The organism is Bradyrhizobium sp. 45, from assembly GCF_023073155.1.
In the GTDB taxonomy this organism is placed as follows: domain Bacteria; phylum Pseudomonadota; class Alphaproteobacteria; order Rhizobiales; family Xanthobacteraceae; genus Bradyrhizobium; species Bradyrhizobium canariense_D.
On sequence record NZ_JADPIX010000012.1, the window covers coordinates 1 to 15,763 of the forward strand.

At 64.4% G+C, this 15,763-nt stretch carries 14 protein-coding genes; 6 read left to right on the forward strand and 8 right to left on the reverse strand.

Features of this window, described 5'->3' with window-relative positions:
• The 3 genes from IVB42_RS01965 to IVB42_RS01975 form a co-directional block, all read right to left on the reverse strand.
• Window positions 1-1,164 (reverse strand): cbb3-type cytochrome c oxidase subunit I (locus tag IVB42_RS01965; RefSeq protein ID WP_247469653.1); only part of this gene is annotated, 1,164 nt, incomplete at its 3' end.
• A gap of 211 nt (window positions 1,165-1,375) precedes the next feature.
• Window positions 1,376-1,801 (reverse strand): CBS domain-containing protein, encoded by a 426-nt coding sequence (locus IVB42_RS01970; RefSeq protein WP_085362242.1) that lies wholly within the window; start codon window positions 1,799-1,801, stop codon window positions 1,376-1,378.
• Window positions 1,802-1,839: 38 nt separating this feature from the next.
• The gene (locus tag IVB42_RS01975; RefSeq protein WP_247394561.1) at window positions 1,840-2,673 is read right to left on the reverse strand and encodes a universal stress protein; all 834 of its coding nucleotides are present in this window, start codon (window positions 2,671-2,673) and stop codon (window positions 1,840-1,842) included.
• Window positions 2,674-2,878: 205 nt separating this feature from the next.
• Between IVB42_RS01975 and fixL the strand changes: the two genes are divergently transcribed.
• The 4 genes from fixL to IVB42_RS01995 all read left to right on the forward strand — a co-directional run bounded on the left by fixL (window position 2,879) and on the right by IVB42_RS01995 (window position 6,302).
• A complete protein-coding gene (gene fixL, locus IVB42_RS01980) occupies window positions 2,879-4,396 on the forward strand; it encodes a sensor protein FixL (protein WP_085362240.1) in 1,518 nt (505 codons plus the stop codon).
• A gap of 3 nt (window positions 4,397-4,399) precedes the next feature.
• Entirely contained in the window at window positions 4,400-5,017 is a 618-nt protein-coding gene (gene fixJ, locus IVB42_RS01985) for a response regulator FixJ (RefSeq protein ID WP_018457137.1), read from the forward strand.
• A 59-nt stretch (window positions 5,018-5,076) separates the two neighbouring features.
• Window positions 5,077-5,496 (forward strand): response regulator, encoded by a 420-nt coding sequence (locus IVB42_RS01990; RefSeq protein WP_247394564.1) that lies wholly within the window; start codon window positions 5,077-5,079, stop codon window positions 5,494-5,496.
• 107 nt (window positions 5,497-5,603) lie between these two features.
• Entirely contained in the window at window positions 5,604-6,302 is a 699-nt protein-coding gene (locus IVB42_RS01995) for a helix-turn-helix domain-containing protein (protein WP_026233309.1), read from the forward strand.
• Window positions 6,303-6,340: 38 nt separating this feature from the next.
• Here IVB42_RS01995 and IVB42_RS02000 read toward each other — a convergent pair whose 3' ends face one another.
• The 4 genes from IVB42_RS02000 to IVB42_RS02015 are packed head-to-tail and all read right to left on the reverse strand — an operon-like array spanning window position 6,341 to window position 12,246.
• On the reverse strand, window positions 6,341-7,654 hold the full coding sequence (locus IVB42_RS02000; protein WP_166517750.1) for an MFS transporter: 1,314 nt from the start codon (window positions 7,652-7,654) through the stop codon (window positions 6,341-6,343).
• A gap of 23 nt (window positions 7,655-7,677) precedes the next feature.
• A complete protein-coding gene (locus tag IVB42_RS02005; RefSeq protein WP_026233310.1) occupies window positions 7,678-8,199 on the reverse strand; it encodes a PRC-barrel domain-containing protein in 522 nt (173 codons plus the stop codon).
• A 22-nt stretch (window positions 8,200-8,221) separates the two neighbouring features.
• Window positions 8,222-10,426 (reverse strand): amylo-alpha-1,6-glucosidase, encoded by a 2,205-nt coding sequence (locus IVB42_RS02010; protein ID WP_247394579.1) that lies wholly within the window; start codon window positions 10,424-10,426, stop codon window positions 8,222-8,224.
• A gap of 56 nt (window positions 10,427-10,482) precedes the next feature.
• Entirely contained in the window at window positions 10,483-12,246 is a 1,764-nt protein-coding gene (locus IVB42_RS02015) for an ABC transporter ATP-binding protein (RefSeq protein WP_026233312.1), read from the reverse strand.
• On the opposite strand from IVB42_RS02015, the gene IVB42_RS02020 reads away from it, so the two are divergent.
• Both IVB42_RS02020 and IVB42_RS02025 read left to right on the forward strand, forming a co-directional pair.
• On the forward strand, window positions 12,169-12,414 hold the full coding sequence (locus IVB42_RS02020; protein ID WP_018457144.1) for a hypothetical protein: 246 nt from the start codon (window positions 12,169-12,171) through the stop codon (window positions 12,412-12,414). The two genes, IVB42_RS02015 and IVB42_RS02020, sit on opposite strands and share 78 nt — an antisense overlap.
• A 110-nt stretch (window positions 12,415-12,524) precedes the next feature.
• Window positions 12,525-13,595 carry a glycosyltransferase family 4 protein gene (locus IVB42_RS02025; RefSeq protein ID WP_018457145.1) on the forward strand — a complete coding sequence of 357 codons (1,071 nt, stop codon included), beginning with the start codon at window positions 12,525-12,527 and terminating at the stop codon, window positions 13,593-13,595.
• Window positions 13,596-13,728: 133 nt separating this feature from the next.
• Here IVB42_RS02025 and IVB42_RS02030 read toward each other — a convergent pair whose 3' ends face one another.
• A complete protein-coding gene (locus IVB42_RS02030) occupies window positions 13,729-15,660 on the reverse strand; it encodes an alkyl sulfatase dimerization domain-containing protein (RefSeq protein WP_247394681.1) in 1,932 nt (643 codons plus the stop codon).
• Window positions 15,661-15,763 lie beyond the last annotated feature (103 nt).

A 15,763-nucleotide genomic window follows, 5' to 3' on the forward strand; every position in this document is an offset into this window, starting at 1 on the left:
GGCGACGGAGACCACGAGCATGCGCAGCACGGGATCGGTGCGCAGCTTGTCCCAGGCGCCCGACAGCGTCATCAGGCCGTTGATCATGCCGCCCCAGGACGGCATCCACAGCATGATGGAGAAGGTCATGCCGAGCGTCTGGGTCCAGTCCGGCAGCGCCGTGTAGTGCAGATGGTGTGGGCCGGCCCAGATGTACAGGAAGATCAGCGCCCAGAAGTGGATGATCGAGAGACGGTAGGAATAGATCGGCCGCTCGGCCCGCTTCGGGATGAAGTAATACATGATGGCGAGGAAGCCGGCGGTCAGGAAGAAGCCGACCGCGTTGTGGCCGTACCACCACTGGAACATGGCATCCTGGATGCCGCCCCAGGCGATGTAGGATTTCGAGCCGAACACCGAGACCGGCAGCGCCGGGTTGTTGCCGAGATGCAAGACCGCGATCGTCACGATGAAGGCGAGATAGAACCAGTTCGCGACAAAGATGTGCGGCTCCTTGCGCTTGATGATCGTGGCAAGGAAGACCAGCAGATAGGTGACCCAGACGATGGTCAGCCACAGATCGGCGTACCATTCCGGCTCGGCATATTCCTTCGACTGGGTGACGCCGAGCAGATAGCCGGTGCCGGCGATCAGGATGAAGAAATTGTAGCCTACGACGACGAACCAGGGCGCGAGATCGCCTGCAAGGCGCACGCGGCAGCTCTTCTGGACGACGTAGAACGACGTCGCGATCAGGACGTTGCCGCCGAAGGCGAAGATCACTGCGGACGTGTGCAGCGGACGCAGGCGGCCGAAGCTGGTCCAGGGCAGATCGAAGTTCAGCGCCGGCCACGCCAGTTGCGAGGCGATGATGAGGCCGACGAGAAAGCCGGCAATGCCCCAGAACATCGCCATGACGGAGGAGAACTTGATCGGCCCCATGTTGTAGTTGGGCCGGCCGTTGATCTCCGCAGGCGGCAGCGCCGCCGGTCGGTCGAGGTAACGATTGATGATGCAGAAGACCGCGGCCAGGCTCGCCGCCGCGCTCAGCGCGGCATGGAAGGCGAAGGGCGCATCGAGCGCCTTGGCCGAGGCAATCACGCAGAGGAAGGCGGTGACCGCGAACACGACAGCCAGGCCGCTTTCACCTGACGTCATGGACTTGGAGATGGAGGGCTGGCTCATGCGGACTCTCTCTGAAAGAACACAGGGCCAGAAACCACATTCGCCCTCGCGGGGAATTGATTGAAATCAAGCTATGTGGATTTCTGTTAATGTGAGACCGATGTAGATCGCAGAGCGATATCAGTCGCTTGGGCACCGCAGAGCATAAACGGGCAGCCCACCGCCTGCGTGACATGGCGGAGTCGAGAATTGCGAATCTGCAGCCGCCTCCTCAGTCGCGTGCCGTCGCCTTGAGCGCCGCGATGACGTCCTCGCGCGCGACGATTCCGATCAGCTTCTGCGCGCCGTCGAGCACGATGATGCTCCTGATGCGGTGCTCGACCATGATCTGGAGCACGCGCGTCAGCCGCGTGTCGGGGCTGACATAGATAAAGTCGGGCGTCATGACGTCGCCGATTTTGCGGGTCATCAGGTCGTGGTAGCGCGGCAGCATCTGGCTCGGCGTGAAGGCGAAGCACTTCAGGATGTCGAACTTGGTGACGATACCGACGACCTGTCCGTCGTCCTCGACCGGATAGGAATTGAAATCATCGCGCTCGAACATCTCGCTCAGCGCGAGCAGGTCGAGGTCGCGCCTCACTGTCCTGACGTCCTGCGTCATGTAGCTTTCGACGGTCTGTTCAAGGAATCTGTACACGGCGCGTCCTCTTTGATTGGTCTTGTATCGCTCCAGCGTCAGTGCGACAGCAGCACGCAGCGGGCAGATTGAGTGACCAGATATTGGGTGACGCCGCCGAGGATCAGTTCGCGGAAGCGCGAATGACCGTAGGCACCGGCGACGATCATGCTGGCGCCGACGTCGCCGGCAATTTTCTCCAGTTGCCCGACGACGGTTTCGTTCCGGGCCGCTTCGGAAACGCGCGTGATCGCGGTCACGCCGTGGCGGGCAAGCCACGCCGTCACGTCGGTCGCGCCAGCGACCGCGGCAGTGCGGTCGTCGTCACCTTCGGGAATTGCGAGGACGGTGACATCCCTGGCCTTGCGCAGTAATGGCAGCGCATCGGCGAGCGCCCGCCGCGCTTCCGGCGTATCCTTCCACGTCACCAGGACGCTGCGCAGATCGAGCCAGTTGATCCCGTCAGGCACGACCAGGATCGGTCGGCCGGCTTGCATCACCAGATCCTTTGGGCTCGCGAGCGCGAAGGCGTCGGAGAAGGCCGGGCTCTGCCCGCCGGCGACGACGATGTCGGCGCAACGTGCCTGAGCGAACGTAAAGCGCGCCGGGAAATCCATGGCGCTGCGCCATTCCACATGCCCGCCGCGATTCCTGATCGCGGCGCGGAATTGCGCCTCAAGCCTGCTCAGGCGTCGCTTGACCGAGGCTTCTCCCTCATCGATCAGTCCCTGCGCTGCGGCGCCATCGCTGTAGTAGAGCGGCGGGGCGAACTGCGCAGCAGCAACGCCGATGATCGACGCCTCAAATCGTTCGGCAAGCTCGCCCGCGACCTGAAGCCGCGCCTCGTTGGGCTGATCGAGCGCCAGGCTGACCATCACGGTCGCGTATGTCATCGGAGTCTCCGGGGCAATGAGCTTTGATCCGATCGTAAGCCCACCGCCGCCGGGGCAGGATGAGATAGATCAAAACCTTGGATCACCGCGCCGGCCGGAAATCTGCCGATGGTATAAGACATCGGAACTTGCCTCTGGCCCCTCCTTGGGTACATTGCCAACGGTAACGCTGTGCGGTTCCCCGCATCAGAATGGGAGTGATCGTTTGGCGCCGACCCGCGTGATTCATCCGCAAGATGACGGCCGGGGCGAACATTTCCGCGTTCGAATCGAAGGATTTGGCGTCGGGACCTGGGACCTCGATCTCAAGACACTGGAGTTGGAGTGGTCGGAGACGGCCAGGATCCTGTTCGGAATCGAATCTGGCCAATCGGTGAGTTACGCGCTGTTCCTGTCCCGGCTGGAGCCGAACGACCGCGAGCGGATCGAGAGTGCGATCCGACACGTCTCCGAACGGGGCGGCAGCTTCGACGTGTCGTTCAGGGTCGCGGGGGCGTTGGGCAGAGCGCAGTGGATCCGTGCGCGCGCGGGGCTGATTCGGGACGACGCCGGCGCCGCCCGACATCTCAGCGGCATCTTTCTTGACGTCGATGAAGAGAAGCAGGTCGAGGAAACCCTGCGCACGCGCGAGAGTCACCTCCGCTCGATCCTCCAGACGATTCCAGACGCCATGATCGTCATCGACGGCCACGGCGTCATCCAGCTCTTCAGCGCGGCGGCCGAGCGCCTGTTCGGCTGGGTCGAGTCGGAGGCGATCGGCCAGAACGTCCGCATCCTGATGCCGGAGCCCGACAGCTCACGTCACGACGGCTACATCGCGCGCTACCGGACCACCAGCGACCCACACATCATCGGCATCGGCCGCATCGTGACCGGCAAGCGCCGCGACGGCACGACCTTTCCGATGCACCTGTCGATCGGCGAGATGCAGTCGGGCGGCGAGCCCTATTTCACCGGTTTCGTCCGCGATCTGACCGAGCATCAGAAAACCCAGGCGCGGCTCCAGGAACTGCAGTCCGAACTTGTCCACGTCTCGCGGCTGAGCGCGATGGGCGAAATGGCGTCCGCGCTCGCTCACGAGCTCAACCAGCCGCTGGCAGCGATCAGCAACTACATGAAGGGGTCGCGGCGGCTCCTCGCCGGAAGCCAGGATCCGAATACGCCGAAGATCGAGAGCGCGCTGGACCGCGCCGCCGAGCAGGCGCTGCGCGCCGGCCAGATCATCCGCCGCTTGCGCGACTTCGTCTCCCGCGGCGAATCGGAGAAAAGGGTCGAGAGCCTGTCCAAGCTGATCGAGGAGGCCGGCGCGCTCGGGCTCGCCGGCGCGCGCGAGCAGGACGTGCAGCTTCGGTTCAGCCTCAATCCAAATGCCGATCTCGTGCTCGCCGACCGGGTGCAAATCCAGCAGGTGCTGGTCAACCTCTTCCGCAACGCGCTGGAAGCGATGGCGAAGTCGCCACGGCGCGAGCTCGTCGTCACCAACACCCGCGCCGCCGACGACATGATCGAGATCGAGGTCTCCGACTCCGGCTCCGGCTTCCAGGACGACGTCATGCCAAACCTGTTTCAGACTTTCTTCACCACCAAAGACACCGGCATGGGCGTGGGACTGTCCATCAGCCGCTCGATCATCGAGGCTCACGGCGGCCGGATGTGGGCCGAGAGCAATGCATCGGGTGGGGCGACATTCCGCTTCACCTTGCCGGCAGCCGACGAGAACTGATCCATGACGACCAAGGGAACCATCTACGTCATTGACGACGACGAGGCGATGCGGGATTCGCTGAACTTCCTGCTGGATTCAGCCGGCTTCGGCGTCACACTGTTCGACAACGCGCAGAGTTTTCTCGATGCCCTGCCCGGCCTCGCCTTCGGCTGCGTCGTCTCCGACGTGCGGATGCCCGGCATCGATGGGATCGAGCTTCTGAAGCGCCTGAAGGCGCAGCGCAGCCGGTTTCCGATCCTGATCATGACCGGTCATGGCGACGTGCCGCTCGCGGTCGAGGCGATGAAGCTCGGTGCGATGGATTTCCTGGAAAAGCCGTTCGAGGATGACCGCCTCGTCGCCATGATCGAATCCGCGATCCGCGAGGGCGAGCCGGCCGCCAGGAACGAGGCCATGGGCCAGGACGTCGCCGCTCGCGTCGCGTCCCTGAGCCCCAGAGAACGACAGGTCATGGAGGGGCTGATCGCGGGCCTCTCCAACAAGCTGATCGCTCGCGAGTACGACATCAGCCCGCGCACCATCGAGGTCTACCGGGCCAACGTAATGACCAAGATGCAGGCCAACAGCCTGTCGGAGCTGGTCCGGCTAGCGATGCGCGCCGGAATGCTCAATGATTGAAGTCAACAGGAGTTGAGGCAAGTCAAAACCCTCCGCTCGCCCTGTGCTACCAGATCGGAATGATTGCGATCAGCTCCCATCCCGAGCGGCTCCAGATGTCGTCACCCGCAAAGCCAACTGTCTATGTGGTCGACGACGATGCCGCTGTGCTTGGCTCGCTGAGGTTTTTGCTGGAAACCGACGGTTTTGCCGTACGGACCTTCAGGAACGCCACGGCGCTGCTCAATGCGGCGCGCCCGTCCGGTGCAGACTGTTACGTGATCGACTACAAAATGCCTGACTTTAACGGCATCGAGCTGGCCGGGCGACTGCGCCAGTCCGAGGGCGATACCCCCGTGATCCTGATCACCGGCTATCCCGACTCGAATATCTCGGCCCGGGCGGCGGCCGCGGGCGTGAATGAAGTGATTCTGAAGCCGCTTCTGGACGAAAACCTGGTCAAACGCATTCGCCACGCCATCCAGAACCGGGGTCCATAGCTGACCTACGGGATTCTACGTAAGGCAATCTCCTTAAGATATCTCGCGAAATTTTCGAGGCACCCGATACCGCGTACCTAAGCGTCATCACAACGGAGATGGCGCAGATGCTGACCCAGACCTTCAACGCCCCGGCGATCAAGACCCAGATCGGCGGCAAGATCGCACCCGCCCATCCCGTCTCCGACCAGTTCGGTGCGATCGCCGGCCATGTCGGCCTCGTTGCCACCGAGTTCTCCTACCGCAAGGAAGAGGAAATCTATGGCGAGGACGAGTCGGCCGAGTATGTCTATCAGGTCGTCACCGGCGCCGTGCGCAGCTACAAGCTTCTCTCCGACGGCCGCCGCCAGATCGGCTCCTTCCACCTTCCCGGCGACGTGTTCGGGCTCGAATCCGGCACCACCCACCGCCTTGCTGCTGAAGCTATCATCGACACCACTGTGCGCCTCGTGAAGCGCGCGAGCCTCGAGAAGGCCGCAGCCACCGACGTCCAGGTCGCCCGCAAGCTTTGGGCGATGACCGCCGGTGAGCTTCGCCACGCCGAGGACCACATGCTGCTGCTGGGCCGCAAGACCGCGATGGAGCGCGTCGCAACCTTCCTGCTCGAAATGGACCGCCGCCTCGCGGTTGCAGGCATGATGGCGCTGCCGATGTGCCGCCGCGACATCGGCGACTATCTCGGTCTCACGCTCGAGACCGTCTCGCGCGCGCTGTCGCAGCTTCACGCCCAGGGCATTCTCGGCTTCTCCGGCGCCCGCCATATCGTGCTGCGCAACCGCGCACGCCTGCACAATCTCGACGCCTGATCTCCCCTCTCCCACCCCCTCATGGCCGGCTGATTGATTCAGCCGGCCATTTCTTTTGCTGCGATCATGCCCTTGCGCCGCGTCTCCGGCATGACAAGCAGAATAAGCAGAAGTCCCGTCGCCGCGACGCCGGACAGTCCGGTGAACGCCATGGCATTGCCGAATTTATCGCTGACATAGCCGCCAAGCGCGGTGCTCAGCGACGCGCCGATGCCCATTGCCGTGCCGACAATGCCCTGCGCGAGGTTGAAATGGCCGCTGCCGAAGGCGACGTCGGCCACGATCAGCGGGATCATCACCGCGAACACCGCCGCTGTGAGGCCGTCGAACACCTGCACCAGCACCAGCAGATACGGATCGCGCACTGTCGCGAACAGCAGACCGCGAATCGTCAGCGCCGCGAATCCGATCAGCAGCAGCGGCCTGCGGCCCCATACTTGCGCCTTGCGCCCGACGCTCGGCGACAGCAGCGCCACGATCGCCTGCGGCACGACAATGCAAAAAGCGACGAGCACCGTCGCCCACTCGCTCGATCGCGCTGTCACCGCGCTTGCCATCAGCGGCATCATCGAGGCGTTCGCGAGCTGCAACAAGAGCACGCTGAGCGCAAAGACAATGAGCGGCCGCTGCCGGATCAGATGCCAGATATTGGTGTCGCCGCGATCCTCCGCCTCGCGCGGCATCTCGCCGTGACAGCGCGCGATGTCGACCTCATGCTCGCGGATGCGAGAGAGCGCGATCAAGGTGGGGATTGCGAGCAGAAAGGTGACCAGGAATACCGAGCGGCTCGACAGCAGATAGCCGGCCGTTCCCATCACGGCGGCCGCAACGCCGTTGCCAAGCGAAGCAAAGCGCGCGTTGCGGCCGAGACGCTCGCCGATCGCGAGCGGGCCGACCAGACCGAGGCTGATCGCCGCGATCGCCGGTCCGAGCACGCAGCTCGCAGCCGCGTGCAGGGTGGCCGCAGCCACCACCACGGGGAAGACTGGCATCGCCGCATAGGCGAGCGCGCAGCAGCCGATGGTGGCGATGGCGAGGCCTGCGACCAGCCGTTCGGATTTGGCGGCATCGATGATGGCGCCGCCTGGCATCTGGCCGATCAGGGCAACGATGCCGCCGATCGACAGCACGAGGCCGATCTCGACCTGGGTCCATTTCTGGGTCGTCAGATAAACTGCGATGAACGGCCCGAATCCGGTCTGCACGTCGGCGAGGAAGAAGATGAACCAGTCGAGGCCACGCAGGCTTTGGCGCGACGGCGCCGGAATGCCGGCAGGCGACGGCGCCGAGAATTTATCCTGCTCAACGCGGCCCTCGCGGTCTGCATCATTCGGCTTCCTCGACAACAGCACCGGCGGCCATCCCTCCCCGCGCCTCACTGAACGGCTTGCAGCGGCTGCAGGCTGCCGGACGCGCCGAGTACCACCATCGGCGTGTCCTCCTTGTATTCCGGCGCGGCTGCGACCTGTGCCTTGGTCAATTCCAGCGTGATGCTGTCCTTCTTGTTGGTGATCTTGCCGAATCGGAGCGCGTTCCAGTCCACCACGATCTTGCGGCTGCCGACGCCGAGGAAGCCGCCGAAATCGATCACGGCGGCGCGCACGTGCCCGCTCCGATCGACGATGACGTCGACGATGCGGCCCATGTCTTCGTTCGCCGCGCTGAGCACGTCACGGCCAAGCACACCGTGCGCATCGCTCGCGCCGATGATCGTGACCGACGGCGGTGGCGCGGCATTCTTTGGCGTGACGGGGACCGATGACGCCGGCGGCTGCGCCGTCGGCGGTGCATTCGCTTCCGTCGAGGGTGCGGGCGACTCCTCCGCGGCGCGTGACACGGCGAGAGTCGTTCCGCAGACGATCACGACGCCCAGAGCCAACCATCCGGCGGTACGCATGCACCCTCCTTCCGGCGCGCCGCTAGCGCGCCAGCACGATCGAGACCTGAATCTGGCCACGCGTGCGCAACACCTCCAGCGCCACGTCGTCGCCATGGCGGCTGACGCGCAGGTCCACGCTGGACTCGCCCAGACGCAGATCGCGCAAGATCACCTCGTGCAGGAACGCCGGCAGATGCGGATTGCGCAGCCGGATCTCGCCGCGCGCCACGTCGAACTCGATGCCCAGCGCCGCCTCCAATAGCGTGAACGCCGTTGCGCTGGCCCAGGCCTGCGGCGCGCAGGCGACCGGATAGAGCGTCGGGCCGCGCCGCTTTTCGCGCCGGAAACCGCAGAACAATTCGGGCAACCGGCGCAGGTCCATGTAGGTCGCGGCGTCGAACAATCCCTTGAAGACATGCGCGACCGAATGCTTGAGCCCATAACGCGCGAGCCCGAGCGCGATCAGCGCATTGTCGTGCGGCCAGATCGACCCGTCATGATAGGACATCGGATTGTAACGCACCTCGCCTTGCGCGACGGTGCGGATGCCCCAGCCCGAGAAGAAATGCGGCCGCATCAAATCGGCGGCGACGAGGCGCGCGCGGTCCTCGCGGATCATGCCGCTGAACAGGACCTGGCCGGCGTTGGAGGTCCGCACCTTGCAGGGCCGCTTCTTGCCGTCGAGCGCAAGCGCATAGGTACCGAGCTCCTCGCACCAGAACGCGGCCTCGAAACGCTCGGCCAGCGTCTTGGCCTCGGCCTCGAGCTTCTTGGCGAGATCAGGCTTGCCCAGGCGGAGCGCGCAGCGCGCGGCGAGCCGCTTGGCCGCAAAGACGTAACCTTGAACCTCGGCCAGCGCGAGATTGCCTTCCGCGAGCTGGCCATCAGCATGGAAGATCGCGTCGTAGGAATCCTTCCAGCCCTGGTTGGCGAGGCCCTTTTCCGTGGCGCGCTGATATTCGACGAAGCCGTCCTTGTCGGGGTCCCCCGGACCGTCGATCCAGGCCAGCCCCGCCTCGATCGCCGGCCACAGCTCGGTCAACGTCGTCTGGTCGCCGGTGCGCTCGAAATAGCTTCCCGCCAGCAGGACGAACAAGGCCGTGGAATCGACGCTGCCGTAATATTGCGCGAACGGTACCTCCCGCAGCGCCGCCATCTCGCCGCCGCGCATCTCATGCAGGATCTTGCCTGGCGCGGCATCGGCGAGCGGATCGACCGCCTTGGCTTGGAAATGGGCGAGCCGCCGCAGCACGCCCTTGGCGATTCGCGGATCGACCCACAGCATCTGCAACGCGGTGATCAGCCCGTCACGGCCGAACGTCGTCGAGTACCAGGGAATTCCCGCATAGGGATAGCGGCCCTGCGGCGTCTCCGTCATCAGCATGTTGAGGTCGGCCATGGCCTGGCACAGCACCTCGTTGAAGATGTTGTTGGAGGTCTCGATGCTGGCCGCCCCCATCGTCGATTGCCGCATCTCGCGGCGATGGGCGAGCAGGCTTCTGAAAAAGCGCGCAGGCTTCTCCGCGACCGGCCGATTGCAGGACACGGCCACGAACAAGGATTTCGACTCATGCGGGTCGAGTTCGAGCTGCCAGGTCGCGGCATTCACCGACAACTTGGTTGGGCGCGGGTCGAAATGCAGGCCCGTGGTGCGCTCGGCGTCATCGAGACCGCGGTAGTCGAACAGCACGTCGGTCGGTCCCAACAGCCGGCTCGAGCCGATGCCGCGGCGCGGGCGCCGTTCGCCGCGGACCTCGAACAGATCGGCGAAATCGTTGTCGAACAGCAGCGTCAGCGCAAAGCCGGCCGGGCGGTCGCCGTGGTTCTGCACGCCGATGCGCTGATAGGCGGTGCCGCGCCATAGGAAGATCGTGCGCACGATGTGCAGCAGGTCCTTTTGCAGCACGAGGCTGCCCTGCCGGTAGATGTCCGGATTGGTGAGATCGACGGTCAGGGCTGAATTGTCGTCGCGCAGGTTCGAGCCCAGCAGCAACGGCTGGAGATCGTCGAGCACGAGCTCGAGCCTCGCAAGGTAGCGCGTGTCGTGATGAAACAGGCCATCGGGCCCGCCGGCCGAAGCGCCGATGTCGCCATGGCTGTCGAGCACGATAAAGGTGTCGTCGTGCTTGAGCGAACGCCGCGGCCGCGCTGACGGTCCCGTCATCGGAATATAGAAAGGCTGCTCCGCGACCTGGTCCACGGTCCGCGTCACGGAGACGAATTGGGTAACGGCTTCAACCGACATCAGCAGCTCCCCTGCGCTTGTTTCGACACGCAACCGACTCGAACGCGACTATTGGTTTACGCGGCGGCTTGGGCGAGCCGGCTCATTTCCTGCGTGACCAGCTCACGATAGGGCCCGTGGCCCTGCATCAGACGCTCGGGCGACCCGTCCTCGATGATCTTACCACCCCTCAACACGACCACGCGATCGAAATTGCGCAGGGTCGCGAGGCGATGCGCGATCGCGATGACCGTCCGGCCGCGCATCAGCCGCGACAACGCCTCGCGGATCGCCTCCTCGGATTCGCTGTCGAGCGCGGCGGTCGCCTCGTCCAGCAGCAGGATCGGCGCGTCCTTCAGGAAGGCGCGCGCGATTGCGATGCGCTGGCGCTGGCCGCCGGACATCTTGACGCCGCGGTCGCCGACCATGGTGTCGAGACCACCAGGCAGACTCTCGACGAAATCGCAGCGCGCCGCAATGGCCGCACGCAGCACCTCGTCGTCGGTCGCGTTCGGGCGACCATAGCGGATATTCTCGCGAATCGAGCGGTGGAACAAGGAAATGTCCTGCGGCACGACCGAGATGGCCTCGCGCAGGCTCAGCTGCGTCACCTTGGAAATGTCCTGGCCGTCGATGGTGATACTTCCCTCGTCGGTATCGTAGAAGCGCTGGAGCAGCGTGAACAGCGTCGACTTGCCGCCGCCGGACTGGCCGACCAGGCCGACGCGCTGGCCGGGTTGCAGCCGCAGGCTGAAGCGCTCGAAGATCTTTTCGCCGCCGGGATAGCCGAAGGTGACATTGTTGAACGCGATCGCGGCGCCGCTCTTCACCAGCGGCTCGGCCTCGGGGTGGTCGCGCAATTCATGCGGCACCAGCAGTGTGGCGATCGCCTCGGTCAGCCGCGCAACGTGCTGGGTGACGTCGACCAGCGCCACCGCGAGATCGCGCGTCGCGTTCAGTATGGAGAGACCGAGGGTGCAGACCAGCACGACGTCGCCGGTCGTTGCCCTGCCGTCCTGCCAGAGCATGATCGCCCAGGCCATCAGGGCGATCGTGAGCACGACTGTGACGCCGGCATGGATAAGCCGCAGCTTCTCCAGATAGCGCAGGCTGCGGCCGCGCGCGGTGAGCTCCCGGTTCACGGTCGCGTCGAACCGCTCATGCTCGTGCCCGATGCCGCAGAAGGCGCGCACCAGCGGCATGTTGCTGATGACGTCGATCATCTCGCCGTCGACGACGGCGGCTTTGTCGGCGAAGTCGTCATGCAGAGGTTTCCCTGCGGCCGCAAGGCGGAACATCGCAAGCACCATGCCGCCGGCAATCACCATCAGGCCGAGTGCCATGTAAGGGCTGACGGTTCCAATCAGCGCGATGGCCGCAACTGTTGCGATGCACGGCGGCAACACATTCCAGACGAACATGTTTTCGACCGTGAACACCGCATTGGACGTCGCCGTGATGCGGCTCGTCAGCATGCCAGGCATCCGGTCGGAGAAGTAGCTCGGCGCGTGGCCGGTCAGATGACGAAATATGTCACGGCGTAAATCACCCGTGACACGGACGAAGGTGAAGCTGGCGGTCCAGCTCGCGATCCGCCAAAGGAAATTATCGGCGGCGATCAACGTCATGAGGAAAATGAATGCCAGCCATACGCTCCCACCATGCGAAGCGCCGGCCGACAAGCTGTCGACCAGGGATTTGACGCCATACTGAGTGCCTACTGAGCAGGCAACGGCCGCCACCACAGCGGTCAGGATCACGAGATGCGACGCGAGCCGACGCCGAAGATAGCGCAAAACAAAGGCAAACGGCCGGTGCGCATACCCAGAAAGATGATCCATGTGACTATTGACCCCGTCGTGATGATTCAAACTTTTGTTGTTAGCCGACTGAACATCGACCACTTCGCCTCGGTTCCCGGGCAACGCCATCACGACATGCGGATGCGGGCGTTCTGCGAAGATGTGATGGCAGCATCGCGACAGGCGTCCGACGTGTCGAATAAGTAACGTTCGGAAGGAGGAACTTCGCAAGTGCGGGAACGTTCCCTTGTCTGGCGTGCCGGTGCTGAACAGGCGGGGGCTTTCTACAATCATGATCGCACAGAGGAGATGGTGAGATGCGCATCGCGCAGGTAGCTCCGTTGACGGAGGCTGTTCCACCCAAGCTGTATGGCGGCACCGAGCGGGTGGTGCATTGGTTGACGGAAGAGCTGGTGGCCCTTGGGCACGACGTAACGCTGTTCGCCAGCGGCGACTCGCAAACCTCGGCGAAGCTGGACGCGTTATGGCCCCGGGCGCTCCGCCTCGACGGTTCCGTGCGCGATCCCAATGCGCTGCACATGGTGATGCTGGAGCGGGTGCGGCAGAAATGTGACGACGAGGAGTTCGACTTCCTCCACTTCCATCTCGATTATTATCCGTGGTCGCTGTTCTACCGGCAGCCGACACCGTTCCTGACCACGCTGCACGGCCGGCTCGACCTGCCGGAGCATCAACCGGTCTTCAACACCTTCTCGAAGGTCCCCGTCATCTCGATCTCGAACGCGCAGCGCCGGCCGGTGCCGCAGGCGAACTGGGTGAGGACGATCCACCACGGCCTGCCGGAGAACCTGCTGACGCCGAAGCCGGCGAAACAGGAATACCTCGCCGTGCTTGGCCGCATCGCACCGGAAAAGGGCGTCGACCGCGCCATCAAGATCGCGACGCATTGTGGCATTCCGCTCAAGATCGCCGCCAAGGTTGATCGTGCCGACCAGGATTACTATGACGAGCTGATCCGGCCGATGATCGAGAACAATCCGCTGGTGGAATTCATCGGCGAGATCAGCGATCACGAGAAGTCGGACTTTTTGAGCGGCGCGCTGGGCTTATTGCTCCCGATCGACTGGCCGGAGCCGTTTGGCCTGGTGATGATCGAGGCCATGGCTTGCGGAACGCCGGTCATCGCCTTCAACCGCGGCTCAGTGCCGGAGATCATCGACGAGGGCCTCACCGGCTTCGTCGTCGAGGACGTCCTCAGCGCGGCCGGCGTCGTCGGCCGCCTGCAGCAACTCGACCGCTCCGTCATTCGCAAGCAGTTCGAGACGCGTTTCACGGCGCGTCGCATGGCGCTGGATTATCTCGCGGCCTATCGCAGCCTCGGCGAGGAACAGGCGCCGCGGATCAAGCTGGTGAGCAGCGCGGAGTAGCCACTGTCATGCCCCGCGTAGGCGGGGCATCCAGTACGCCGCGGCAGCAGTTTGCTCACGCAACTCCCGCCGCGGAGTACTGGATCGTCCCGTCAAGCCGGATGATGACAGTAGGAACGCGGTGACGGCTGCCCTACCTCACCACGGCCCGCTTCGGCTCGACGATCTCGAACATGCGCGGGAATTCGTCCATCAGGCCCATCAGCTCGGCGAGGCGCATCGGGTTGCCGGCGAATTTGACCTTGCCGGCGGCCACGGCCTCCGGGAAGCTGGTCAGTTTTGCGATCACCTCGTCGAGCGTCGACCGCGCCAGCGTGAAGCTGGCATCGGCATTGTGCGCCTGCATGCCCTCTGTGTAAGTCAGCGCGCAGTTCTCCAGATTGAGCACGAAGGTCTCGCCGGTGTCGGAGAAGCTCCAGTTCAGCACGATGTGCTTTCCTTCCGCCTTTGGTCCGTTCAGGCGGATGCCGAGCACGTCCCAGAGCTGTGAGGTGCGCAGCGCCGCCAGCGTCTCGCGCGGCATCGGCGGGCGCGCCGGCACCTTCGGCATGCCCTGGCGCAATTCCTGCGCGCCGAACAGATAGGCATTGCGCCAGGTCGCGCTTTCACCAGCGTAGCCGAGCTGCTCCAGCGTATCCGCAAGCAATGCACGCGCCGCCGCGTTGTCCGGCTGGGCAAAGACGAGATGGCCGAGCGCCTGCGCCACGAAGCGGAATTCGCCCTTGTCGAAATCGACACGCGCCCGCGCGAGGATGGCGTCGGCGCCGCCCATGTACTCGACGTATTTCTTGCCCGACTCAACCGGGGGCAAAGGATCGAGATTGACCGGATTGGCGTCGTACCAGCCCAGATATTTTTGATAGATCGCCTTCACATTGTGCCGGATGTGGCCGTAATAGCCGCGGCCGTGCCAGGCGCCCTCCAGGCTCTTGGGCAGCTGGATCGTTTCAGCGATCTCGGCCGCGGTGAGGCCGTGGTTCATCAGGCGGATGGTCTGGTCATGCGCGAATTTGTAGAGGTCGCGCTGCTGCCGGATCATCGTGCCGATGCGTTCGTGTCCCCACACCGGCCAGTGATGCTGGCCGCACATCGCCTCCGCCTTGCCATCCCAGAGCTGCAAGGCCTCGCCCAGATATTTCGACCAGGCCAGCGCGTCGCGCACGTCGGCGCCGCGGAACGGCAGCAGATTGTGGAAATTGTGGGTGCAGTTCTCGGCGAGGTTCAACAGCTTGTAGCGCGGGATGAAGAAATGCATCTCCGCCGGCGCTTCGCTGTTCGGCGCCATCTGGAATTCGAATTCAACGCCGTCGATCACGCGCCGGTCGCCGGTCGCCGTGATCAGGTCGGTCGGCCGCAGCAGCGCCACCGAACCTGCCGCCATCGACTTGCCGAGGCCGCAATCGACCTGCCCGCGCGCGCCCTTGGCGAGGAGAGGCCCGAACTGGTACTGCGCCCGGCGCAGCATCGCAGGTCCCGCGATGATGTTCTCGGAGACGGCATGCTCCATGAACAAGTTCGGCGCGATGATCGGCACGCGGCCGCTCGCGAGTGCATCCTCCTCCAGCACGCCGCGCGCACCACCCCAATGGTCGGTGTGGGTATGGGTGAAGATCACGGCCGCGACCGGCCGCTGGCCACGATGCCTGTAGTAGAGATCGAGCGCGGCGCGCGCGCCCTCGATCGAGGTCAGGGTGTCGACGACGATGACGCCGCTGTCGCCTTCGATCAGCGTCATGTTGGCAATGTCGAGCCCCCGCACCTGGTACACGCCGGGCACGACCTCGAAAAGGCCGTGCTGCATGTTGAGCCGCGACTGCCGCCACAGGCTCGGATTGACCGTGGTCGGCGCCTGCTCGGCGGCAAGAAAGGCGTACGGCTCGAGGCTCCAGACCGTCCGCCCTTGCGGATTGGTGATCTCCGCATTCTCGATCGTGCCGAGGAAGCCGCGCGCGGCGTCGTCGAAATCGCGCGTGTCGGAAAACGGCAGTGCATTCAGCATCGCCGTTTGCTGCGCGATGACGGACGGCGTTGCGCCCTTCGGCTCGTTGCTGGACGTGTCCGTCATCTCGATCTCCTCCCCGCCTGTTGCGCGGCATCTAACCGCATCCCGCGGCCGATTGCCATGACGGGAGGGCGCAGCAATGCGTAGCCCCGCGCCCACAGGTGGA

Coding starts and splice junctions, on each gene's coding strand:
- IVB42_RS01975 (WP_247394561.1), bottom strand. CDS start 2,673: ATGACATACGCGACCGTGATGGTCAGCCTGGCGCTCGATCAGCCCAAC.
- fixJ (WP_018457137.1), top strand. CDS start 4,400: ATGACGACCAAGGGAACCATCTACGTCATTGACGACGACGAGGCGATG.
- IVB42_RS01990 (WP_247394564.1), top strand. CDS start 5,077: ATGATTGCGATCAGCTCCCATCCCGAGCGGCTCCAGATGTCGTCACCC.
- IVB42_RS01995 (WP_026233309.1), top strand. CDS start 5,604: ATGCTGACCCAGACCTTCAACGCCCCGGCGATCAAGACCCAGATCGGC.
- IVB42_RS02005 (WP_026233310.1), bottom strand. CDS start 8,199: ATGCGTACCGCCGGATGGTTGGCTCTGGGCGTCGTGATCGTCTGCGGA.
- IVB42_RS02010 (WP_247394579.1), bottom strand. CDS start 10,426: ATGTCGGTTGAAGCCGTTACCCAATTCGTCTCCGTGACGCGGACCGTG.
- IVB42_RS02020 (WP_018457144.1), top strand. CDS start 12,169: ATGCGACGCGAGCCGACGCCGAAGATAGCGCAAAACAAAGGCAAACGG.
- IVB42_RS02015 (WP_026233312.1), bottom strand. CDS start 12,246: ATGGATCATCTTTCTGGGTATGCGCACCGGCCGTTTGCCTTTGTTTTG.
- IVB42_RS02025 (WP_018457145.1), top strand. CDS start 12,525: ATGCGCATCGCGCAGGTAGCTCCGTTGACGGAGGCTGTTCCACCCAAG.
- IVB42_RS02030 (WP_247394681.1), bottom strand. CDS start 15,660: ATGACGGACACGTCCAGCAACGAGCCGAAGGGCGCAACGCCGTCCGTC.